Here is a 22,787-nt window from a genome sequence, read left to right as displayed (position 1 = left end):
CAACTCAGTCGAGGGCGACAGGAATCTCCCGGTCGCCCTCGACTTTTTCCTGTCAGGGCATAAGGCTTCTGTTTCGGCCTTTTCAGAGCGATACGTGCAAGAACGGGTTTTCGGCTGTAGCCGGTGGAACAGCAATCCGATCTACAGGCACAGGTGTTACCACCGCCAGACATTTTAACCCGTTATACCTGTCGCTTTTTCGACCCTGGCGGCGCCGGCTCTGCCAGCCATTTCTGTCTATCCGTTTTCTGAATCTTCATCCTGTCCCTGTTGTCCTAACTGGAAACTGAGAGTTTCCCGGCCGAGGTGCAATGGTGTTCATCTCTGGCGTTACACTGCGGTCATATCTATGAAAAGGAGAGTAATTCATGGTATTGAGCGAAACGTACACGCTGTCCAATGGCGTGCAGATTCCGAAGCTGGGCCTGGGTACCTGGCTGATTACCGGCGAGAGTGCCGAGCAGGCAGTGCGGGATGCGCTGAAGCTCGGCTATCGCCATATCGATACGGCGCAGGATTACGGTAACGAGGCGGAGGTTGCCACTGCGATCAAGAGCAGCGGTATCGATCGTAACGAGATCTTTCTGACCAGCAAGCTCGCGGCGCAGTACAAATCCTATGAGGGCGCGGTGCAGGCGATTGACGAATCGCTGCAGCGCATGGGTCTGGATTACATCGATATGATGATTATTCACAGTCCTCAGCCCTGGGGGAATTTCGGTGAGACTGATCGCTTTTTTGAGGGTAACCGCGAAGCCTGGCGGGCGCTGGAAGATGCGCAGAAAGCCGGCAAACTGCGCGCCATAGGTCTGTCCAACTTTACCGCTCCCGATATCGACAATATTCTGCAATCCTGCACGGTAGCGCCGGTGGTAAACCAGATACTGGCGCATATCAGCAATACTCCGACGCAGCTGATCCAGTACTCCGAGGAAAAGGGCCTACTGGTTGAGGCCTATTCACCGGTGGGTCATGGAGAGCTGTTCAAAAATGGCGCCATTGCCGATATGGCGAAGAAGTACGGTGTTTCTGTACCGCAGCTCTGTATTCGTTACGATCTTCAGCTGGGTCTTCTGCCGCTGCCGAAAACCGCTAATCCGGAGCATATGAAAAACAATGCGGACCTGGATTTCGTGATCTCTGACGCGGATATGACTGTGCTGAAGGGTATGGAGAAGATCAGCGACTACGGCGATGCCAGTCACTTCCCGGTCTATCGCGAGGGCTGAACTTCCCTCTGACCCGCATTAAACACAACCCGCTCTTTTCTTTAACAAAGGAGCGGGTTTTTCATGTCTGCTCTCCAGACGGATCTCGGGGTCGTCGGCTAACGACTCCGCACTCCTGTCATGCTAATATCGGCCCCCTGCAAAGTTACGGACGCAAGCTGCACGAGGCACAATGAGCTATCAGGTACTGGCACGAAAATGGCGACCCCGCCGCTTTCAGGAGATGGTGGGGCAAGAGCATGTTCTAAAAGCGCTGGTTAACGCGCTGGATGACGACCGCCTGCATCATGCCTATCTGTTTACCGGCACGCGCGGGGTGGGTAAGACCTCCATTGCGCGACTGTTCGCCAAGTCGTTGAACTGTGAGCAGGGGATCTCTTCCGAACCCTGTGGCCAGTGTACCGCCTGCCGCGAAATCGCCGAGGGCCGTTTTGTCGATCTGATCGAGGTCGATGCGGCGTCGCGCACCAAGGTGGAAGACACCCGGGAGCTGCTGGAAAACGTCCAGTACGCACCGACCCATGGGCGTTTCAAGGTGTACCTGATAGATGAGGTGCACATGCTCTCCAGCCACTCCTTCAACGCCCTGTTGAAGACGCTGGAGGAGCCGCCTCCCCACGTTAAGTTCCTGCTGGCGACCACTGATCCGCAGAAGCTGCCGGTCACCATCCTGTCGCGCTGTCTGCAGTTCAACCTGAAAAACCTGATTCCTGAGCGCATCGTCAGCCATCTGCGTCATGTGCTTGAGGCGGAAACCATCAGCTTTGAAGACCCGGCGCTCTGGCTGCTGGCGCGCTCTGCTGACGGCTCCATGCGTGATGCGCTCAGCCTGACCGACCAGGCGATAGCTTTTGGTGCCGGCAGTATTACCGAGCCGGATGTGCGCGCCATGCTCGGCACCATCGACCAGCGACTGGTGTACCGGATACTGGAAGCGGTGGCGAGCCACAATGGCGCCGAGGTGCTGGCCGCCAGTGCTGAGCTGGCCGACTTCTCGCCCGACTACTCCAGTGTGCTAGGCGAGCTGATCAGTCTGCTGCACCGCATTGCGCTGGCGCAGGCGGTACCTACAGCGGTGGATAACAGTCTGGGTGACCTGGAGCAGGTGAGGGCGCTGGCCGCGAGCATGCGTGCCGAGGATGTGCAGCTTTACTACCAGATCGCCGTGATGGGCCGAAAGGATCTGCCGTTTGTACCGCACGCCCGCGAAGGCCTGGAGATGGTGCTGCTGAGAATGCTGGCGTTCCGTCCGGCTGGCGCGGCCGTGAGCGCTACCGAGCCGCCGGCCGCTGCAGCAGCTCCCGTATCACCGGCTCCGGCAGCCCAGGCAGAGCCGTCTGCTGCTGTTAAAGCCGCGCCTGTCGCTGCTGAAAAAGAGGCTCAGCCCTTGCAGCCTCAGCCAGAGCCTAGGGCGGCGGTCGAAACGCCTGCACCGGCTGAGGTGGTTCCTCAACCGGCTCCTGCGCCTGAACCAGAACCAGAGCCGCCAACGCGGACCGCGGCCCAGCCTATAGAGCAGAAGCCCCAGCCGCAGCAGGCAGTGGCGCAGAATGAGATGGCCCCTCCGCCGATGGAGGAGCCGCCGCCCTGGGATGAGTACGACGCCGCCCCCGTAGATTACGAGGAGTCGCCGGCAAAAAAGCCTGAACCGGCCCCTGCGCCGGTGTCTGCGGCACCACCCCAGCCTGAACCGGAAACAGTAAAGCCGGAAAACAGGCCTGCGGTCGTTGCGCAGAAAACCGGTCCTTCGCCTTCTGTTGCTGTCCTGCTGGCCGGTCTTGAACCGCCGCCCGCCAGTGTTGAACAATTGACGCCTGAACACTGGGTTGTGCTGTCCGCCGAGATCGGCCTGACCGGCATGACCGAAAGCCTGGCGCGCAGTCTTTCCCTGGAACAGGTGAACGGCGCCGATCTGTGCTTTCATTACAATGCGGAACAGGAAGCCCTGCTCAACCAAACTCAGCGTGAACGTATCGCCGGCGCACTGAAAAGCCGTTACGGCGAAGCGCTGACTGTGGAGTACAAGCTGGCGCTACAGACCCGCGAGACGCCGGCGCAGTTTGCCGAGCGCCGCAGGGCTGAGCGCAAGGCTGATGCGATAGAGGCGATGAAGGCCGACCCGGTCGTGCAGCAGATCCTCGAGCAGTTCGGGGCACGTATCGATGAAGAATCTGTCACACCAGTAGACCCGTCTTAAGAAAATAGAGGTAAGCGAGATGATGAAAGGTGGCATGGGCAACCTGATGAAGCAGGCCCAGAAGATGCAGGAAGACATGCAGAAGGCGCAGGAAGAGATCGCCAATGCAGAGTGCACCGGTGAGTCTGGTGCGGGTCTCGTCAGCATCGTTATGAACGGCCGTCACGATGTGAAGAAAGTCAGCATCGATGACAGCCTGCTGGAAGAAGATAAAGAGATGCTGGAAGACCTGATCGCGGCGGCCGTGAACGATGCGGTGCGCAAGATCGAGCAGAGCACCCAGGAGCGCATGTCCAAGGTCACCTCCGGCATGGGCATGCCGCCGGGCTTTAAGATGCCGTTCTGATTATGGCGTTCAGTCCTCTTCTGCAAAATCTGGTCGATGCCCTGCGCTGTTTGCCGGGCGTTGGCCCTAAATCGGCTCAGCGCATGGCGCTGCACCTGCTCGAGCGGGATCGCAGCGCAGCGCTGACGCTCTCCGGCGCGCTGGTTGAAGCGGTCGAGAAGATCGGTGAGTGCACTGAGTGCCGTACCCTGTCGGAAGACCCGGTCTGCGAGATCTGCAGCAGCGAAGCGCGTGATCGTGGCCTGCTTTGTGTGCTTGAATCGCCTGTCGACATGATGGCGATCGAGCAGACCGGCGGCTACAACGGGCTCTATTTTGTGCTCAAGGGGCGGCTGTCACCGATCGATGGTATAGGCCCGGATGCACTGGGGATCGACAAGCTGTTGAGCAAGGTGATCAATGGCTCTGTTGAGGAGCTGATACTGGCCACCAATCCGACGGTGGAAGGGGAGGCGACCTCTCATTACATCGCCGAGCAGCTCAGCGATCATCCGGTGAAAATCAGCCGCATAGCGCATGGTGTGCCGGTGGGCGGTGAGTTGGAGTATGTTGACGGTGGGACCCTGGCGCATGCGCTGGCGGGTCGCCGTTCACTGCGTTAAGGAAGTGACATGACGGAAAAGTCCAGGGCATGGGATTGGCAGGAACTGGAGCGCTCGGCTGCGACTCCCTGTTGGATCAGGGACAGCGAGACGCTGGCGCAGCATTGCGAGCGTTGGCGGCAGCTGCCGATGGTAGCGCTCGATACCGAGTTTATGCGGGTAGATACCTTCTACCCACGCCCGGGGCTGATCCAGCTGGCGGACGAGCATAACTGCTACCTGATCGATCCGCTCTGTATCGAGGACTTTTCCGCGTTTGTCGAGCTGATGGCGGATGGCTCGGTGCTCAAGCTGATTCATGCCGGCAGTGAGGACCTGGAACTGCTGCTCAACAGCTACGGTGTGCTGCCCGAGCCGCTGTTCGACACCCAAGTGGCGGCGGCATTTGCCGGCTGGGGATTCAGTATGGGGCTGCAGCGCCTGGTTGATCATGCGCTGGGCGTGCAGTTGGGTAAGGGCGAGACCACGTCTGACTGGATGCAGCGCCCGCTGACGCCAGAGCAGGAGCACTATGCGGCGCTGGATGTGGCCTACCTGCCGGCCATCGCGATGGAGCTGCAGGAGCAGCTGCGCAACCTGGGTCGTCTGGACTGGGTTATGGAGGAATGCTCTGTGCTGCGTCTGTCAGTGATCGATACCGATCCCCAGGGGCTGAGTTATTACCAGCGTTTCAGCCAGGTATGGAATATATCTGAGGTGAAGCGTGCTGCGCTGCGTGATCTGACCGCTTGGCGAGAGCAGGCTTGCCGTGCCCAGGATGTGCCGCGCAACCGCCTGCTGCGCAACCAGCACCTGCTCAGCATTATCGAGCGCTGGCCGCAGACGACGGAGGCCTTGGGGCGGGTGCCGGAGCTGCGCCGAAAGGTGGTCAAGGATCATGGCGAGACGATACTGAACTGTATCCGTAACGCGCAGCACTCCGCTGCAGAAGTGCCACCGGAGCCGATCCAGCGGCCGTTGCACTATGCTTGGAATAAGCGCATTAAGGTGCTCAAGGCGATAGGTCGTCAGATCGCAGAAGAGCAGGGAATTGCGGTCGAAGTGTTGCTGAGAAAGCGCGATCTCGATGCGCTTATCCAGTCGCGCTCGTCTGTGGGTGGGTACACACTACCGCCCACGCTCCAGGGATGGCGTAAACCCCTGGTGGGAGAGGCGCTGCTTGAGCAGCTGCAACAATTCGAACAAGAGAACTAGTATGAAAATTTGCAGTATCTACAAGAGTCCGCGCAAGGACGAAATGTACCTCTACGTCGACAAGCGCGAGGCACTGATGCGGGTGCCTGAGGCGTTGCTGGAGATGTTTGGCCAGCCGGTGCATGTGATGGATATGCCGATGAAGGCGGAACGCAAGCTGGCCCGTGCCGATGCCGACAAGGTGCTGGAGGGAATTACCGAAAAAGGTTACTACCTGCAGATGCCGCCGCCGAAAGAACAATACCTGCTCGATCTGCACGCCAACCGCCCAGTTACCGGAGTGCGCTGAGCATGGTCGCCCAGGAGGTGTTCTGGCGCCGTAAAACCCTGCGCGAAATGAATCGCGAGGAGTGGGAGTCGCTCTGCGACGGTTGCGCGCTCTGCTGCCTGCACAAGATCGAGGATGAGGATACCGAGGAGATCTTCTACACCACGGTGGTCTGCCATCTGATGGACACCTCGGACTGCAGCTGCACCCAGTATGAGAAACGTACCGAGCTTGTGCCTACCTGTATCCAGCTGACACCGGATGACGTGGAACAGCTCAACTGGCTGCCGCCGACCTGTGCCTACCGGTTGCTGAATGAAGGCAAGGAGCTGCCTGAGTGGCATCCGCTGGTGACCGGTGACCGCCGCAGCCCGATCAAGGCTCATGCATCGGTTATCGATATCTACGACATTACCGACGATCAGATCGACGAAGAGGACCTGGTCGACTACGTCATCAATCCCGGCTGATCAGCCGGGATCTCTGTTTTTCCCTGCCTTGCTATTTCTGTTCTTACTGCACTTCGAACCAGCCTGAAATCGCCCCGGCGGTTGGAGTGCCGCCGCTGCTGCCCGGTTGGGTGAGGGTGCCCAGGGCTTCGTCGTAATGGATATCACCGCTGCCGCGAATATCCAGGTATCTGCTGCGGATCGCTCCGTAGAGGGCACCTGAGCCGGTGATTCTGGCGGTCGCATAGGGTGAGTAAATCGCCAGGCTGCTGGAGTTTGCGCCAGAAATGCTAACGCCCACATCGTTATTGCCGCTGCTCTGGTACGCGCTGTAGATCTGCACCGCAGCGGAGGCCTCGCCCTCGGTGTTGGTTCGGGTGAAGTCGCTGGTGGTGAGGTTTGTACCCGCCGACAGGGTGGTTTTGCCCTCAACCAGCAGGGTCAGGGTGGCGCCAGGGCTGACGTTCAGTTGGGTGTTCGACCCCAGGTTGAAGTCACCGCTGACGACGATGGTGACATCGCCATGAATGGTGATGCCAGACAGGTTGCCAGAGGTGGTCAGGCCGGCATCTACAGACAGGGTGGAGGCTTCACCGTCGCTGCCCAGGTTCAGAATGCTTTCGTCGCCGCCGGGGCCGTTCAGTGAGTAGTCACTACCCTGTTTCTTCAGCTGGTAGTCGGGGCCTTTCGGGGGCTTGGCGTCGGTATCGGGCATGGCATCGGCAAGCGGAGTTGAGCCGTTGCGCGCCGATTCAAACATGTTGCCGGTATTGCCGTCTGCATCGCGAACGCCGAGCTGGTCGCAGCTTTGTGAGCTGTCATAGACGGCGGGTACCTGGATGCCGTCGTTGCCTTTATAGTTCGCGGTCAGGGCGTTCTTGGCGTCATCATACTGCCACCAGTCCGGCCAGCTCACTTCCCCCGCGGCCGATATCGCGCTGGGCGGCGAGCCGGTTGATTCTACGCTGACGTTGCCGCCGGCATTTATCTGATTGGAGGAAGAGGCGCTGCCCAGGGTGACGTTACCGCCAGCATTGAGTGTGCCGGTGATGGAGCCGTTCATCTCTACATCGCCTTCGGCATAGACATCGCCGTAGATCGGCGTAGACCCTGACATGGTCAGGTTCTGGCCGGTAAAGCTCAGGTCGCCATAGAGTGGGGCGTGACCTGCGAAGTTGGCGCTGGCATTTTCGCTGAAGGTCTGCAGAGTCACGTTGCTGCGCAGACTGTTGTTTTGTTCGGTGCCGGCATCATCATAGAACAGATCACCGTAGCCGCCGATGCGGGAGTCGAAGCTGTCTATCTGGCCGCTGCCCACCATATTGACGCCTTCGCAGCCGACTAGGCCGCTGGCAAAGGGCGGTACGGCGTTGTTGCCACCGCTCGGGGTTCTGGCCCTGAGAACGAGGCTAGAGTAGGCAAGCTGATCGTCGGTATCCGGGTCTTTCACCGCGCCGTGCACCTTGATGCGCGCGAAGCCGGGATCGGATGAATCCGTATTGATCTCGTCGGGATCTATCCAGAACAGCGCGTTGCCCGCCAGGAAGGGTGCTCCGTTGGCAGCGGGGATGCCTTTATAGAGGCCCTTGCCCAAGCCCTTGCCCTGGGCGACTTCTGCGGCCTTCGGGTTGGCGTGCCAGATCGGGTGGTTTGCGGGATCGTCGACCCACTCATTCCACTCGGTTTCATCCTCGATGCCGTTGATCCACTCCATCGCCCGCGCAGCGCCCTGTTCCGCTGCCAGTCGCGCGGTTTCCTTGGCGTACTGGTTGGAGGTCATGCGCTCCTGCAGCAGTGAGCTCTTCATCTGGCTCAGTGCAAGCAGTGTCGCGGCGACCATTAGCACCAGTGCAACGATCAGCACGGCGCCCCCTTCGCGGTTGGGTGTGCGCATGGTTGGCCTATTTTTACGAGCGGCGTTGGTTGCAGGCATCTGTTTCAGCCCTTCTCCAGAATTGGGTTTCTCATGGTGGCAATAAAGCTCAGCTTGCGTTCTGCAAAGTCAGCGTGGGGCTGAACGGTCAGTATCACTTTGACGCTGCTGGCGTTAGCCAGGCTGGTTTGCTTCCATTGACCGGTGCTGTCGTCGATGACGCCATATTCAAACTCGGCATTTTTAATACTCAGGGCGATATCCTCGTCATCGCAGCGCAGGCGGCCGTTCTCGGCGTCGAACCGGGTCTGGCTGCTCGGGCCAAGGGAACTGCCTTGGCAGTCATCTACCTGTGTGATATCGCCCGGGTATCCGATCACCAGGCTGGAGCTGCTGCTGCCAGCGAAGCTGTTGGCGTTATGCACCAGGCGGGTGATGACGTAGTGGCTGTAGCGGATAGACTCCTGGGCGCTGTCGAAGCGGGTCTTGATCACATTGGTATGGCTGATCGAACTGTAGATCGTCAGCACGCCGCCGAGGATAACCAGACCCAGCAGCATGGCGATCATCAGTTCAATCAGCGTAAAACCATGTTCGCGACTAGCGATCTTGCTCTGCATCGGCCTAGTTACCACACACGTTGGGAATGAAAGCGGATTGGGTGATCTCTTCAAGCTGCTCACCGCCCGCTTCATTCTTGTTGACCAGTGGAATATGGATCTCGACTTCAAACAGGTTGTCGCTCTCGGTGATGTTCACCAGGGTGCCGTCCCAGCCGGCAGGGATGACGATGCTGTTGTCGGTTTTCCAGCCATCGACGATCAGGTTGCCGTTGGCGGGCAGCTCGCAGGCGCCGGCCCAGAGTCGCTCCACCAGGTCGCTGGCCTGAATGACAGTGGCTGAGCGATCGAAACTGGCCTGGGAGTACTGGGTGGCCTTGATCATCATCATCGCCATGGCCAGCAGTCCTATGGAGATCACCACCAGGGTGATCAGAACTTCGATCAGGGTTACGCCGCGTTCGCGGTTCAGAGTCTCAGGGCGCACAGCTGACCTCCGAAGCAGCGGCAAGACCGCTGGATATGACCTCAACGGAGCGCTCGCCGGCACTGTTGGCGAGGGTAAAGCACTCACTGCTGCCGGTTGCCCCTATGGCGCTGTAAGTAAGGCTGGCGGAGCCCTTTACGGTGCTGATCCTGATATCACCGGGCAGGTCGTCATAGACCCTGAGCGGCGCTGCTCCGCTCGCGGTGGTCTGCAGTGTCCAGCCCTGGTTCCAGTCGTTATCTATGGCGCTGACCTTAATATCGTCACCGCTCTGGATCGCTTCGCTACGGGCCAGTTGCAGGCTGCCCAGCAGCTGGTTGGTGGTTGAGGTCAATCTGTTATGCGAGATCAGTGACTGAAAACCGGGCACAACGACCAGGCTGAGAATGGCGAGAATCAGCAGCGTAATCATCAGCTCAATCAGGCTGAAGCCGCGGTGAAAGTGCTGTTTCACTGCCAGCAATCTCCCTCAGCGGCGCTGGTTTCCGTGCGCTGGTTAATGCTGAGTGTGCCGCAGTGGTCCTTGGTCTGATCGCCGCGAGGGGTGGCTTGCAGTGTGAAGCTCTGGCCGCTGCCGTTAGCGACGCCGTTCACCGCGCATGAAAAGGTGTAACGCTCCGTGTTGCTCAGGCCGTGCAGGCTGCAGTCATAGGCCCGTTTCAGCGTGTACTGGCGTTCCAGTGTCTGGGCGCCGTCAAGCAGCTGGCCCTGGGTGTCGACTCTGTGGCTGCGACGCACATGCTCCATGTAGCTGGGGTAGGCGATGGCCGCAATAATGCCGATGACCGCCACAACGATCATCAACTCAATCAGAGTGAAGCCTTTATCGGTGGGCAGACGGTTTGAAGAACGGTGCTTGCGAAGCTCTTTCATTGATTTCTGGATGTTCGATGCGCTGGAAAGGAAAAACTGCCGAAGGTACGTCTTGGTTAAAAAGTGAACGCAAGTGTATCACTTGGTCGACAATATTCCAGATCGGATCAGGGGTATTTGATTGAAGAGAGATGAAAGTTATTTATATCAAGTAACGCTTATTTAGAGGATTAACCTTTGCCGGAGCGTTATCCGGCAAAGGTTTTACTGTTTCTATGGGGCTAGCGCTTCACCCGGACCTTGTCGCTGCCCAGGAGTTGCAGCATCGGGTAGTGTTTCAATACCCACTGATGCAGCAATGCGCCCAGCGTTAGGCCTGCAACCAGGCCGCCGATATGCGCCATGTAGGCGACGCCTTGATCGCCGCTGATCATGCCGATCAGATTGAGGCCCAGCCAGATCAGGAAAAACACCCAGGGGGCGACCTTCTTCTGAAAGACGAAAATCATCAGCGTCAGGCTGGCCTTGCGGAACCAGAACAGGTAAAGGCCAAAGAGACCTGCTATCGCCCCGGAAGCGCCGATCACCGGGATAGTGGATGAAGGATCGGTCATCGCCTGCGCCAGGGCGGCGAAGGTGCCGCACAGCAGGTAGATCAGCAGGAAGCGAACATGCCCGAGTGCGTCCTCCAGGTTGTCACCCGTCAGCCAGAGAAAGTACATGTTGCTGAGCAGGTGAAGCCAGCTGCCGTGTAGAAACTGGCTGCTGATCAGCGTTCCCAGATGGCTGCCATGGCTGATGTCGTTAGGAATCATTGCCCAATAGAACATCGCTTCCTCGATCTGGGGTACGAACATCATGGCGGCAAAGATCAGCGTATTCAACAGCAGCAGCGACCAGGTTACCCAAGGGCGGTTGTGCGGAGTGATGTTGTATTCCACCGGCATCTGTGTGACAAACTGGAACAGCCAGGTGCGCCAGTTAATGCCTGCGTTCAATGTTTCCAGAGGGGTGTTCAGCGCCTTGGCGGCCTTGGCTTCTGCCAGTTCGGCACGCTCTATCCAGCTGCCGTGTCCGTGAGGGCAGCATTCTATCTCTATGCGGTAACCTTGCATCAGATGATGGCGGTGCATGGCGCTGCCGCAGTCGGGGCAGGGGAGATCGGTTTTAGCGTGAGCGTCGCGTCGCTTCAGCTCGATGGAGCTGTCCTTTTCGAGGTCGAGAATGGCGTCGAATTCGCCAGCCTCAAACCAGAGCCCTGCGCAACGCGGACAGACATCGATCTCCTGGCCCTGATAGGTGGTTTCGCGTAGTGCCTGGTGACGGCAATAGGGGCAGTATTTCATCCGGGATCCTTTCGGCAGCGTCGTTGCGTTAGTCTATATCGACGTCATTTTTAGCCAGTTCGGCTTTCAGGTTCTCCAGGTTCTGCTCCAGCGCCGCGAGTGTTTCCTGTTCCATCCGATCTGCTGCCTCAATCAGCTTGGGCATGAAAAAGGAGCGTCCGTAGGTGCGCTCTTCCCCTTTGCGGACCAGATCCTCCACCTCGGCATAGAAGCGCCTGATTTCGGAAAGAAAGCGGGAAGGGGTCTGCAGGGTGTTCTGGGAATAACGCATGGTGTCCCAGATATAGGTCTGCAGTTCGGGATGGAATTTGGTCAGGTCGAACGGCTTGTTCTCTTCGATGGTTTTGACGTAGTTGCGTACGCCTTCGACATTGTCGCTGACTTCATCATAAAGCGAGCGCTGCAGGTAATAGTTGTTCTGCATATCGTCGATCTCGCTGAAGCGGATCGCCTGGGACAGACCTTCCTGGGAGGCAAGATAGACGCCAAGCACGGTGGCGATCAGCATGAAAACCTGGCCGACCCAGAAGCCGGTTTTGACCAGTTCAGAGTTGTCCAGCTTGTTGCGCAGCCTCCGGTTGGAGCTGTCGTGATCCATATCTTCCATGAATAATATTCCTTTAGCGGTGTTTTGAAGCGGGGAATGGTAACTGTATGGCGGAGTTGGGAAAAGGGGAGGTGTAGAAACAAAAATGGCCCGCTAGGCGGGCCATTTTAGGAGGTCAGATGCTATCAGTCTTTCTGGTTAGCGATCTGCTGCTTGATCAGGTCACCGATGGTGGTCGGACCAGCAGTTTCAACTTCCTGGTTGCGAACAGCGTTCAGAGCTTCTTTCTCGTCAGCCTGGTCTTTAGCACGAACAGACAGGTTGATCGCGCGGTTGCGACGGTCAACACCGGTGATCTTAGCTTCAACCATTTCGCCTACAGACAGAGCAGTGCTGGCATCTTCGATACGCTCAGCAGAGATCTCGGAGACTTTCAGGTAGCCTTCGATGCCTTCTGCCAGATCGATTACAGCGCCCTTGGCGTCAACGCTCTTAACCGGAGCGGTAACGATGGAGCCTTTCGGGTTAGCTGCCAGGTACTCGCTGAACGGATCGGTAGCGAGCTGCTTGATACCCAGGGAAATGCGCTCTTTCTCTGCGTCGATAGACAGGATAACTGCGTCGACTTCTTCGCCTTTCTTGAACTGGCGCAGAGCGGTTTCCGGATCCGCATCCCAAGAGATGTCGGACATGTGTACCAGGCCGTCCAGGTCGTTATCCAGACCAACGAAGATACCGAAATCGGTGATGGTCTTGATAGTGCCGCTGACACGGTCGCCGGCAGCGAACTGCTCGGAGAAGGATACCCACGGGTTAGCAGTGCACTGCTTGATACCCAGGGAGATACGACGACGCTCTTCGTCGACGTCCAGGATCATCACTTCCACTTCGTCGCCGATGTTGACGATCTTGGACGGGTGGATGTTCTTGTTGGTCCAGGACATTTCGGAAACGTGTACCAGGCCTTCAACGCCGTCTTCGATAGAAGCGAAGCAGCCGTAGTCGGTCAGGTTGGTAACACGTGCAGCGCACTTGGAGCCAGCCGGGTAGCGAGCTTTGATGTCATCCCACGGATCAGCAGACAGCTGCTTGAGACCCAGGGAGATACGACCGCTGTCTTTGTCGAACTTGATGATCTTGACAGTGATCTCGTCGCCCGGAGTGAGCATTTCGCTCGGGTGAGAGATGCGCTTCCAAGCCATGTCAGTGATGTGCAGCAGGCCGTCAACGCCGCCCAGGTCGATGAACGCACCGTAGTTGGTGAGGTTCTTAACGTAACCCTTGGCGATCTGACCCTCTTCCAGAGTGGCCAGCAGCTCTTCGCGCTGAGCGCTGTTAGCTTCCTGGAGAACGGCACGGCGGGAAACAACGATGTTGTTGCGCTTGGGATCCAGCTTGATCAGCTTGAATTCCAGCTCTTTGCCTTCCAGGTGATCGATATCACGGATCGGACGAACATCAACCAGAGAGCCCGGCAGGAAGCCCTGGATGTTGTTGATGCTGACAGTGAAGCCGCCTTTGACCTTGCCAGAGATATAACCTTTGACAGTTTCTTCGGCTTCGAACTTGGTCTGAAGAACTTCCCAAGCTTCAGCACGCTTAGCCTTCTCACGGGACAGACGGGTTTCACCGAAGCCATCTTCAACCGCTTCCAGCGCTACCTTAACGGTGTCGCCGATAGAGATTTCGAGTTCGTTGGCATCGTTGATGAACTGTGAACGGGGGATAACGGCTTCAGACTTGAGGCCAGCGTTCACGGTAACCCAGTCGCTGTCGATGTCGACAACTTCACCCATGACCAGGGTGCCCGGAGTCATCTGTACGTTCTGGAGGGATTCTTCAAACAGTTCAGCAAAGCTTTCGCTCATGAAAATGTCCTATATTGCGCTGCTTCGGCGGGGTTGGAATGAACGCCTTAGACAGCTTGCCAGCCTGTATCGTCAGCTATACAGGGTCGGTTATCGATAGTCATCCCGCCCCGCGCCGCGCTGACGTAGGCGAGGGGAGAATGATTAAAGTTGCAAAATTATACAGAGGTGATCCGGCGATTAACAGCGGCGTTCCATGAAAAATTATCCGGCGGGGGCATCTTCAGGGGGTGCCCAGGTTACCCGCCAGATAGGTGTCCAGCTTTGCACGCAGGGGCGCGCGGCAGGGTGGAATGACGACCTTAAGGTCCTCGCGCAGGGCATTGGCCAGCTTGGTGCTCTGAGGATCTTTCAGCCAGCGTGCGACGCTTTGGGCTTCATCGACTGAGTTGGCCGCCAGTTCTACCGCGTTGCCAATGCAGAAGCCGTAGTCGACCAGGTCCTTGCCAACCATCTGCTCGCGGTGAGCTTCATCAAGCATGAGCCGGTTGGCGTTGATGAACTGACGATACTCGTACATCGAGGCGTCGGTCATCATGTTGATCCAGAAATCGGTGAAGCGCTGGGCTTCCGGAAGGGCGCGCAGTTTGTCGCGCAGTTCCGCCCGGGTGCGGATCATCTCCTGGGCCAGATTCTCCGGAGCGAACTGCTCGTTGCTGGTCTTGTACTGCTCCAGCTTGTCGATCCGCGCATGGAGTTCATCGATCTGGCTTTGCAGCTGGGCGTTTTCCTCGATCAGCTGTTCCTTGTCGAAGAGCAGACCCCGGATCACTTTTTCCACCGGAGACAGGTCATCCTCGGCAAAGGTCGCCGGCACCTGTTTGGCGCCCAGTTCACCAGTGGTTTCGGTGTAGGGACTGTTCGGCACGATCTGAAAACCGAACTTGTGCAGTATCTCTTCGTTGGCTTCCTGGCTGGCCTGCATCGAATCCCAGAAGAAATACACCGCGGCCCCCAGCGAAGCGACAATCAGGGGAACCGCGATGATCAGAGAGAGCTTTGTTGCATTGAACTTCATTCAGCCCTCTTGAGCAGGGGCGGAGTCTGTTGTGCGGTTGCCAGACGTTCGGACAGATCGATCATATCCAGAGTAATCGCGGCGCCTTCCTTGAGGATCGCTTCCGCTTCCTGGTTGATCGGCATTCCATCGTCGTCCTTGGGCAGTTCTTCATCCAGAGCGGTGAGGCTTTCCACCGGTGGTTCACCCTTGGCGCTGCGGCGGCGGTTTTCGGCGTTGAGCAGCCAGCTTTCTGTGCTGTCGCGCTCCTGCTTCAGCTTCTCTTCGTTGAGAGTGACGCGGGTGCTGGCCTTCTTCTCTTTCAGGTGGGCGATCTGCTCCTCCATGAAATTGAAGTCCGGGTCTTCGGCGGTGCGCTGCTGGTGGCGTTTCTCCAGCTCGGGCAGCATGTTGTCGAACGACGGGAAGTGGCCGTAGCGCACCGGGCGTACCTTGTCCCAGGGCAGGGCGGAGTCCAGAGCGCTTTCGCCGATTTCGTCTTCGTCGTATAGGGTCGGCAGAGCGATATCCGGCACCACGCCCTTGTCCTGGGTGCTCTCACCGGAGATGCGGTAGAACTTGGAGTGGGTCAGCTTGATCTGGCCGTGATCGATCGGTTCGACCACCTGTACGGTGCCCTTGCCGAAGCTGCGGCTACCGACGATCAGGCCGCGGTTATAATCCTGAATCGCACCGGCGAAGATCTCTGAAGCGGACGCGCTAAGACGGTTGATCAGCACGGTCATCGGGCCATTCCAGGCTACATCCGGATCGAAGTCACCGAGGATATCGATGCGGTCTTCCGGATCGCGGATCTGTACGGTGGGGCCGCGGCTGATAAACAGGCCAACCAGCTCGTTGGCCTCGCGCAGAGAGCCGCCGCCGTTGTTGCGCAGATCGATCACCAGGCCTTCGACCTGCTGCTGCTTGAGCTCGTCGATCAGCTTGTGCACATCGCGGGTGGTGCTTTTGTAGTTGGGGTCGCCGCTCTGCAGGGCGGCAAAGTCGATGTAGAAGGTCGGGATGGTGATGACGCCAAGGCGATGGGTTTCACCGCCATGCTCAACCTCCAGCACCCGGCTCTTGGCCGCCTGCTCTTCCAGTTTGACCTTGGAGCGTACCAGGCGCACGGTTTTGCGCGTGGTCTGGTTAACGGCATCGGACGGGATCACCTGGAGCCGTACCACGGTATCCTTGGGGCCGCGGATCAGCTGCACGACGTCATCGAGACGCCAGCCGATGATGTCCTCGAACTCGCCATCCTCGCCCTGGGCAACGCCGACAATTTTGTCGGCAGCCTTGAGCTGGCCGCTTTTTTCGGCAGGGCCGGCCGGCACCAGCTTGACGATCTTGGTCATCTCATCTTCGCTGGAGAGCACCGCGCCTATGCCTTCCAGCGACAGGCTCATATTGATCTTGAAGCTTTCGGCGGTGACCGGGGAGAAGTACTGCGTGTGCGGGTCGAGCTCCGCAGTGAGAGAATTTACGTAGGTCTGGAATACGTCTTCGCTCTTGGCCTGTTCGGCGCGCTGCTTCTGCGTACGGTAGCGCTTGAGCAGCACCTCACGAGCCTCTTCGATGGTTTTATCGGCGAGCTTGAGGCTGAGCAGGGCGTTTTTGACGCGACGACGCCAGAGATCGTCCATGTTGGCTTCGGACTCGATCCAGGGAGCCTCTTCACGGGACAGATCGATCGACTCATCCACGCTGAAGTCGTAGTCGACAGAGTCATTCTCCAGCCGCTGGATGACGTAATCCAGGCGTTCGAGCTGGCGTTTTTCGAAGCGGTTGAAGATGTTGTAGGCGGCAGAGAGATCACCGGCCAATAACTGGTCATCCAGCTGATTACGCAGCGGTTCGAACTCGGCGATATCGGCGGCGTAGAAGTAACTGCGGCCAGGATCCAGGCGCTCCAGGTAGCGGTCCAGCAGCTTGCTGGAGAGCGCATCATCGATGGCTACCTTGTTGTAGTGCCCCTGCTGCAGGGTGTCGACGACTTCGGTAAGTGTCTGGTTGTGAATAGGTTCAGGACTTAAACGCGCCTGGGCCGGCAGGCTGATCACCAGGGCGCCAACTAGCGCCGGAACAAGTGTGAGGGCCTTGAAATGTTTCTTCATCGGGAAGGAGGGCTCCAGATCGTTCGTTTATAACTCGGACCCGTTCCGTTAGTTCCGAGTTCCGCTGGCCGGACTTTCGAGTGTAGTCAGGCATGTAAGTAATGTAAAATCAGTATTTTGTACCTGTTATGGGGCTTGCAATGAGATATTCCAGGCGTTGGCTGCGAAGTGGTGCGATTTTGTGCCTTGGTGCGGCTGTTTTGACGCTGAACGGCTGTGGTGATGATCCGGAAGAGGAGCGTTTCCGCCAGGAACTGGTGGACAAGGCGCTGAATGATGACACCCGCCGCGCGGGCGATGCGTTTCTCGAAGAAAACGCCAGCAAGCCCGGTGTTCAGGTGAAACCCTCCGGTTTGCAATACAAAGTGTTGCGTGAAGGCGAAGGCGCAAGCCCTGGTCCGCAGGACGTGGTTGTAGTGCACTACGAGGGCACTAATATCGACGGTGAGGTATTCGACAGCTCCTACAAGCGTGGTGAACCGGCGCGTTTTCCGCTGAATCAGGTGATCCGCGGCTGGACCGAGGGCTTGATGGATATGAAACCCGGCGGCGAGCGGATGCTCTATCTGCCGGCTGATCTGGCCTACGGCGCACGCAGCCCTTCACCGGCGATACCGGCCAACTCGGCGCTGATCTTCAAGGTCGAGCTGCTCGAAGTCCAGAAGTCTGCAACAGGAGAGTGATATGGCGAGCACCCCATTCAACGCTGAACTGATTACATTTCTCGATGCATCGCCAACCCCCTGGCACGCCGTGCGTTCCATACAGGAGAGGCTGACGGCTGCGGGCTTTACGCCACTGGTCGAGAACGAAAGCTGGTCGTTGCAGCCGGGCGCCGGCTACTTTATCTGCCGTAACGGTTCATCGATCATCGCCTGGCGTCAGCCCCAGGGCAGCGAGCCGGAAAAGAGCGGCTGGCGTCTGGTCGGAGCCCATACCGATTCACCCTGCCTGAAGGTTAAACCGCAGCCGGAGCTGGTCCGTAAGGGATATTTCCAGCTCGGCGTTGAAGTGTACGGCGGCGTATTGCTGAACCCCTGGTTCGACCGCGACCTGTCATTGGCGGGGCGTGTCAGCTGGCGTGACGAGGCCGGTGAGCTGCACAGCTCGCTGATCGACTTCGAACGTCCGGTAGCGACCGTGCCGAGTCTGGCGATTCACCTGGACCGCGAAGCCAACTCCAGTCGCGCCATCAACGCCCAGACCTATCTGCCGGCGCTGCTGAGCCAGACCGATGAGAAGCCGGATTTCCGCCAGTTGCTGGCCGAGCGTCTCAAAGCGGATGGCGAAACCGGCGTAGCCAGGGTGCTCGATTACGAACTCTGCTTCTACGATACCCAGGGTGCTGCCGAAGTGGGCCTGGAGGGGGACTTTATCGCCTCTGCGCGGCTGGATAACCTGCTCAGCTGCTTTATCGGCCTCAAGGCGCTGATTGATGCCAAGCCGGGTGTCGGTCAGGTGCTGGTCTGCAATGACCACGAAGAGGTTGGCAGCCTCAGCGCATCCGGAGCCCAGGGGCCGATGCTGAAACAGTGGCTGGAGCGGGTGATGCCGGATGCCGAGAAGCGTAACCGCGCGCTGTCGGTTTCCATGCTGATTTCGGCGGACAACGCTCACGGCGTGCACCCCAACTTCAGCGACAAGCATGATGAAAACCATGGGCCGCTGCTGAATAAGGGGCCGGTGATCAAGATGAACGCCAACCAGCGTTACGCCAGCAACAGCGAAACCAGCGCGGTATTCCGCGATCTGGCGGAAAAGCAGGGCGTGCCGGTGCAGAGCTTCGTGGTGCGCTCCGATATGGCATGCGGCAGCACCATCGGCCCGATCACGGCGGCGGAACTGGGAGTGCCGACGCTGGATATCGGCGTGCCTCAGTTTGCCATGCACTCCATCCGTGAACTCTGCGGCAGCCGCGATGCTGAGGCGCTCAGCCGGGTGCTGACCCCGTTCTACGAACGCGCAAAAATCTGATCCCAGCGGCGGGCGTTCTGCCCGCCGTCCTCTGCTGTTTTCCCTTTCCGGGGCAATTCCTGATGCCGGTCAGCCTGGCTGGCGGTTGAGTTGAGAACTCGCTGTGATGTGCCATTCTGAAGTTAAAACCTTCAGGGGCCTGTTATGCAAAACGAGCAGCAATACCGGCGATTTCTCCTGCACAGCGCCGCCGTATCCTGGCAGCGATTCCTGACCTGTTTATTACGATTAAGCTGAGGCGCGTATGGGACAGGCGATCAGCAATGCCAGCTACTCCGACCGCTCACTGCAGCGCTTCCAGAAACGTCTGCTGACCGATCTTGATGTACTGGCCCAGGTTCTGGCGCGACCCAGGTTTGGCCTGGGCGCACGCACCTTCGGCGCGGAGCTTGAGCTTTATATCGTCAACGACCAGGGGCGTCCGGTGGATGCCAATGCGGAGATCCAGAAGGCCCTGGATGACCCGCTGGTGACCCTGGAGCTGAACCGCTACAACCTGGAATACAACCTGGCACCTACCCGCATTAAAGGTCAGCCGTTCTCCACCATGGAGGCGCAGATCAGCGATGCGCTGCTACGGCTGAACCAGGCGGCAACGGAGTTCAATGCCCATGTTATCCCGGTCGGAATTTTGCCCACGTTGAAGCGGCGCGATTTTGGCCCGCGTCATATGACCGATCTGAAACGCTACCACTGTCTGACACAGCGCCTGGCGGAGCTTCGCGGAAAGCTGTTCTCGGTGAAAATTAACGGCGCGGAACCGGTGGAACTGCGCTCCCGCGATCTGACGCTGGAGGGCGCGAACACCTCGCTGCAGCTGCATTATCGGGTGGAACCCAAGGCCTATGCGCGTATTTTTAACGCGATCCAACTGGCCACGCCGATAGCGCTGGGGATCGCCTGTAATTCGCCTTTCATGCTGGGGCGCAGGCTCTGGCACGAAACACGGATACCGCTGTTCAAGCACGCCATCGACGGGTATACCCGCGATCTGCGCGATGCTCACCTGCCATCGCGTGTGGATCTGGGCAACGGTTGGGTGCGCGAGGGGATTCATGAGCTTTTCGCCGAGAATGTTTACCTGCACCCGCCACTATTGCCAATCTGCAGCAAGGAAAACCCGCAGGCGGTGTTCGATGCCGGAGAGGTGCCTGAGCTCTACCAGCTCCAGCTGCACCAGGGCACGGTCTGGCCCTGGAACCGCGCAATCTACGACTCGTCAGGAAAGGGGCACCTGCGTATCGAGCTGCGGGCATTGCCGGCGGGACCTAGCGCTTGCGATATGATGGCGAATGCCGCTTTTCTGCTGGGGCTGGCGGAAGGTCTGGCGCCGGAAATGGAGCGCTACACCGCGGCCATGCCCTATCAGACCCTGGTCTATAACTTTTACCGTGCCGCTCAGCAGGGTATGCAAGCGGAGCTGCTCTGGCCGCGAGAGAAGGGTGGCGGCTTTGACGAGACAACCCCGCGTGAACTGGCGCTTAAGCTGTTGCCGCTAGCCGCCCAGGGGTTGAGCGGTATAGGTATAGACACTGCGGACAGTGATTATTACCTCGGACTTATAGAAGAGCGCCTGAAGGCTGGAGTCAACGGCGCCGCCTGGCAGCTGCGCCAGTTCGAGCGCTTACACCGATCGAACAAGCGTCATATCGCCATGTCGCGGCTGATGCAGTGTTACATGGAGAACAGCCGGGCCAACCTGCCGGTTGCGCGCTGGAAGGATATTGACTGAGCCGGCTCAGCCTGACGAGTCCCTTGGCTGCAAAAATGGTCCGGAAAGATGGTCGGGAAAGAGGGAATATGAGTAACGATCCGATCCGCATACTGGAAGCCTCACCCCGCTGTGTTTGGGGTGAGAACGTCGACGATTTTCTGCAGCGTCTCGGCGGCACCTCCCTGATACAGGTACCGGGGCGGGACCGCAGCCGCTGCCGAGCGGTGGCGACCCTGCTGCACGGTAACGAGCCGTCTGGTACCCATGCGCTGCACCAGTATCTGCGTAGCGGCCAGGTGCCGGCGGTGGATCTGCTCTGCTTTGTTGTGTCGGTCGAAACAGCGCTGCATGAGCGCCTGTTTCTTTATCGGCATCTGCCGGGCTTGCGCGATATGAACCGCTGTTTCCTGGCGCCTTTTGATGATCTGCCGGGGCAGGTAGCGCAGCGGATGATGCAGCTGCTGGATCAGTATCAGCCGGAATGCGTGATCGATATTCATAACACATCCGGTGCGGGCCCCGCGTTCGGGGTGGTCTCCCGTGAAGATAGCCTGCATGAGGCGCTGGTCTGCCTGTTTACCCATCACCTGGTGGTCACTGACCTGCGACTCGGCGCGCTGATGGAGCTGAGCACGCCGCAGCGGCCCATAGTGACCATCGAATGCGGCGGAGCGGGAGATGCCCGTGCCGACCGGGTCGCTTATGAAGGACTGGTACGTTACGCCGAGCGTGATCAGGTGCTACGGCTGGAAAGTGGGCAACGGATGGAGCTCTATCACAGCCCGGTTAGGTTGGAGCTGGAGAGTGGTGCGACCCTGGCGTTTGATACCCGCCCGGTGGCCGGGATGGACCTGACGGTGCCGCCGGATCTGGAGAGATTCAACTTCGGTACGGCGCCAGAAGGTACCTTTATCGGCTGGGTCGGGCCTAACAGCCGACAGCGATTCAGCGCCCGTAACGGCAACGGCATAGACCGCTTTGATGAGTGGTTCAGAGTGGATGATCAGCGGCTGCTGACCGCTCAGCCGCTGAGGTTGTTCATGGTGACCCACCGCCAGGATATCGCGCTGAGCGACTGCCTGTTCTATGCGGCACCTGAAGCGGGACACAGCCGGCTGGATAGCTGACTTTGTCCGCTCAGGCTCAGGCTCAGGCCAGCGCCGGGTAGCTGGTATAGCCTTCCGGTGAAGAGGCGTAGAAAGTGCTCGGATCCGGCGTGTTCAGCTCGGCACCCTGGGCAAAGCGTGTTTCCAGGTCCGGGTTGGCGATGTAGGGTACACCGAACGCGACAGCATCCGCATTGCCGGCGTCGATCCAGGCGTTGGCGCTGTCAAAACCGAAGCCTTCGTTGGCGATGTAAACGCCGCCAAACAGCTTTTTCAGTTCAGGGCCCAGGCTGTCTTCACCGGCTTTTTCACGGGCGCAGATAAACGCGATGTTGCGCTTGCCAAGCTCGCTGGCCACGTAAGAGTAGGTGGTCTTGCGATCCGAGTCGGACATGTCGTGGGCATCGGCGCGCGGAGACAGATGTACACCGACACGATCTGCTCCCCAGACATCGATCGCCGCGTCAGTCACTTCCAGCAGCAGACGGGCGCGATTCTCCAAAGAGCCGCCGTAGGCATCGGTACGCTTGTTGGTGCCATCGAGCAGGAACTGTTCCAGCAGGTAGCCGTTGGCGCCGTGGATCTCTACACCATCAAAACCTGCTGCCTTGGCATTGGCGGCACCCTGACGGTAAGCCTCGACAATGCCGGGGATCTCGTCGGTCTCCAGTGCGCGCGGCGTCTCATAGCCTTTCTGCGGACGTACCAGGCTGACATGGCCCGCCGGCTGAATAGCGCTGGGTGCCACCGGCAGTTCTCCGTCCAGGTAGATCGGGTCAGAGATACGGCCCACGTGCCAGAGCTGCAGCACGATCTTGCCACCTTCGGCGTGAACCGCATCGGTGATCTTACGCCAGCCGGCGACCTGCTCATCGCTCCAGATTCCCGGAGTATCCGGGTAACCCACGCCCTGAGGCGTTACCGAAGTGGCTTCACTGATGATCAGGCCGGCGCCAGCGCGCTGGCGGTAGTATTCCAGCATCAGTTCGCCCGGAACCCGGCCGGCATCGGCGCGGCAGCGAGTCAGTGGCGCCATGATGATACGGTTGCGCAGTTCCAGTGCGCCGGCTGTCAGAGGTTGGTGAAGTGTGCTCATTGCG

Annotated in this window: 22 protein-coding genes; 11 read left to right on the top strand and 11 right to left on the bottom strand. The window is 58.8% G+C overall.

Translation table 11 applies throughout. From position 1 onward, the window contains the following. Nucleotides 1-368: 368 nt before the first annotated feature. The 7 genes from C4S72_RS10250 to C4S72_RS10220 all read left to right on the top strand — a co-directional run bounded on the left by C4S72_RS10250 (nucleotide 369) and on the right by C4S72_RS10220 (nucleotide 6,306). The gene (locus C4S72_RS10250) at nucleotides 369-1,229 is read left to right on the top strand and encodes an aldo/keto reductase (protein ID WP_104002907.1); all 861 of its coding nucleotides are present in this window, start codon (nucleotides 369-371) and stop codon (nucleotides 1,227-1,229) included. 172 nt (nucleotides 1,230-1,401) lie between these two features. After that, nucleotides 1,402-3,426: a DNA polymerase III subunit gamma/tau gene (dnaX, locus tag C4S72_RS10245; RefSeq protein ID WP_104002906.1), complete on the top strand. Its 2,025-nt coding sequence runs from the start codon at nucleotides 1,402-1,404 to the stop codon at nucleotides 3,424-3,426. A gap of 19 nt (nucleotides 3,427-3,445) precedes the next feature. After that, nucleotides 3,446-3,772 carry a YbaB/EbfC family nucleoid-associated protein gene (locus C4S72_RS10240; RefSeq protein WP_104002905.1) on the top strand — a complete coding sequence of 109 codons (327 nt, stop codon included), beginning with the start codon at nucleotides 3,446-3,448 and terminating at the stop codon, nucleotides 3,770-3,772. 2 nt (nucleotides 3,773-3,774) lie between these two features. After that, nucleotides 3,775-4,374, top strand: coding sequence for a recombination mediator RecR (gene recR / locus C4S72_RS10235; RefSeq protein WP_104002904.1), 600 nt, complete (start codon nucleotides 3,775-3,777; stop codon nucleotides 4,372-4,374). Nucleotides 4,375-4,383: 9 nt separating this feature from the next. Continuing rightward, a complete protein-coding gene (gene rnd / locus C4S72_RS10230) occupies nucleotides 4,384-5,568 on the top strand; it encodes a ribonuclease D (protein WP_104002903.1) in 1,185 nt (394 codons plus the stop codon). A gap of 1 nt (nucleotide 5,569) precedes the next feature. Then, nucleotides 5,570-5,857 carry a YcgL domain-containing protein gene (locus C4S72_RS10225; protein WP_104002902.1) on the top strand — a complete coding sequence of 96 codons (288 nt, stop codon included), beginning with the start codon at nucleotides 5,570-5,572 and terminating at the stop codon, nucleotides 5,855-5,857. A gap of 2 nt (nucleotides 5,858-5,859) precedes the next feature. Next, nucleotides 5,860-6,306 carry a YcgN family cysteine cluster protein gene (locus tag C4S72_RS10220; RefSeq protein WP_104002901.1) on the top strand — a complete coding sequence of 149 codons (447 nt, stop codon included), beginning with the start codon at nucleotides 5,860-5,862 and terminating at the stop codon, nucleotides 6,304-6,306. A 43-nt stretch (nucleotides 6,307-6,349) separates the two neighbouring features. Here C4S72_RS10220 and C4S72_RS10215 read toward each other — a convergent pair whose 3' ends face one another. The 10 genes from C4S72_RS10215 to C4S72_RS10170 form a co-directional block, all read right to left on the bottom strand. Then, on the bottom strand, nucleotides 6,350-8,179 hold the full coding sequence (locus C4S72_RS10215; protein WP_160115493.1) for a pilus assembly PilX family protein: 1,830 nt from the start codon (nucleotides 8,177-8,179) through the stop codon (nucleotides 6,350-6,352). A 44-nt stretch (nucleotides 8,180-8,223) separates the two neighbouring features. Continuing rightward, nucleotides 8,224-8,778: a PilW family protein gene (locus C4S72_RS10210; protein WP_160115492.1), complete on the bottom strand. Its 555-nt coding sequence runs from the start codon at nucleotides 8,776-8,778 to the stop codon at nucleotides 8,224-8,226. A gap of 4 nt (nucleotides 8,779-8,782) precedes the next feature. Continuing rightward, nucleotides 8,783-9,205 carry a type IV pilus modification PilV family protein gene (locus C4S72_RS10205; RefSeq protein ID WP_160115491.1) on the bottom strand — a complete coding sequence of 141 codons (423 nt, stop codon included), beginning with the start codon at nucleotides 9,203-9,205 and terminating at the stop codon, nucleotides 8,783-8,785. After that, complete coding sequence (locus tag C4S72_RS10200) at nucleotides 9,195-9,659, bottom strand: GspH/FimT family pseudopilin (protein WP_160115490.1); 465 nt, start codon at nucleotides 9,657-9,659, stop codon at nucleotides 9,195-9,197. The genes C4S72_RS10205 and C4S72_RS10200 overlap by 11 nt, the downstream gene beginning before the upstream one ends. Beyond that, nucleotides 9,656-10,078 carry a type IV pilin protein gene (locus C4S72_RS10195; protein ID WP_104002896.1) on the bottom strand — a complete coding sequence of 141 codons (423 nt, stop codon included), beginning with the start codon at nucleotides 10,076-10,078 and terminating at the stop codon, nucleotides 9,656-9,658. Before C4S72_RS10195 ends, C4S72_RS10200 begins: the two co-directional genes overlap by 4 nt. A gap of 221 nt (nucleotides 10,079-10,299) precedes the next feature. Continuing rightward, on the bottom strand, nucleotides 10,300-11,364 hold the full coding sequence (locus C4S72_RS10190) for a rhomboid family intramembrane serine protease (protein WP_104002895.1): 1,065 nt from the start codon (nucleotides 11,362-11,364) through the stop codon (nucleotides 10,300-10,302). Nucleotides 11,365-11,392: 28 nt separating this feature from the next. Next, nucleotides 11,393-11,971, bottom strand: a complete 579-nt coding sequence (locus C4S72_RS10185) for a hypothetical protein (protein ID WP_104002894.1) — start codon at nucleotides 11,969-11,971, stop codon at nucleotides 11,393-11,395. 125 nt (nucleotides 11,972-12,096) lie between these two features. After that, a complete protein-coding gene (rpsA, locus tag C4S72_RS10180; RefSeq protein WP_104002893.1) occupies nucleotides 12,097-13,779 on the bottom strand; it encodes a 30S ribosomal protein S1 in 1,683 nt (560 codons plus the stop codon). A 223-nt stretch (nucleotides 13,780-14,002) separates the two neighbouring features. Continuing rightward, nucleotides 14,003-14,797 (bottom strand): hypothetical protein, encoded by a 795-nt coding sequence (locus C4S72_RS10175; RefSeq protein WP_104002892.1) that lies wholly within the window; start codon nucleotides 14,795-14,797, stop codon nucleotides 14,003-14,005. After that, a complete protein-coding gene (locus tag C4S72_RS10170; RefSeq protein ID WP_104002891.1) occupies nucleotides 14,794-16,893 on the bottom strand; it encodes a carboxy terminal-processing peptidase in 2,100 nt (699 codons plus the stop codon). Before C4S72_RS10170 ends, C4S72_RS10175 begins: the two co-directional genes overlap by 4 nt. A 140-nt stretch (nucleotides 16,894-17,033) precedes the next feature. Between C4S72_RS10170 and C4S72_RS10165 the strand changes: the two genes are divergently transcribed. The 4 genes from C4S72_RS10165 (at nucleotide 17,034) to C4S72_RS10150 (ending at nucleotide 21,708) form a co-directional block, all read left to right on the top strand. After that, the gene (locus tag C4S72_RS10165; protein ID WP_104002890.1) at nucleotides 17,034-17,576 is read left to right on the top strand and encodes an FKBP-type peptidyl-prolyl cis-trans isomerase; all 543 of its coding nucleotides are present in this window, start codon (nucleotides 17,034-17,036) and stop codon (nucleotides 17,574-17,576) included. 1 nt (nucleotide 17,577) lies between these two features. After that, on the top strand, nucleotides 17,578-18,867 hold the full coding sequence (locus tag C4S72_RS10160; protein WP_104002889.1) for a M18 family aminopeptidase: 1,290 nt from the start codon (nucleotides 17,578-17,580) through the stop codon (nucleotides 18,865-18,867). A 244-nt stretch (nucleotides 18,868-19,111) separates the two neighbouring features. Beyond that, nucleotides 19,112-20,599, top strand: a complete 1,488-nt coding sequence (locus C4S72_RS10155) for a glutamate--cysteine ligase (RefSeq protein ID WP_104002888.1) — start codon at nucleotides 19,112-19,114, stop codon at nucleotides 20,597-20,599. Nucleotides 20,600-20,667: 68 nt separating this feature from the next. Then, entirely contained in the window at nucleotides 20,668-21,708 is a 1,041-nt protein-coding gene (locus tag C4S72_RS10150) for a M14 family metallopeptidase (RefSeq protein ID WP_104002887.1), read from the top strand. 22 nt (nucleotides 21,709-21,730) lie between these two features. On the opposite strand, the gene C4S72_RS10145 is transcribed toward C4S72_RS10150, so the two are convergent. Beyond that, the gene (locus tag C4S72_RS10145) at nucleotides 21,731-22,783 is read right to left on the bottom strand and encodes an alkene reductase (RefSeq protein ID WP_104002886.1); all 1,053 of its coding nucleotides are present in this window, start codon (nucleotides 22,781-22,783) and stop codon (nucleotides 21,731-21,733) included. Nucleotides 22,784-22,787: the final 4 nt, after the last annotated feature.

Origin of the sequence: Marinobacterium lutimaris (assembly GCF_900108065.1) — a bacterium.
Classification (GTDB): Bacteria; Pseudomonadota; Gammaproteobacteria; order Pseudomonadales; family Balneatricaceae; genus Marinobacterium_D; species Marinobacterium_D lutimaris.
This window is presented reverse-complemented; position numbering and strand designations above follow the sequence as displayed.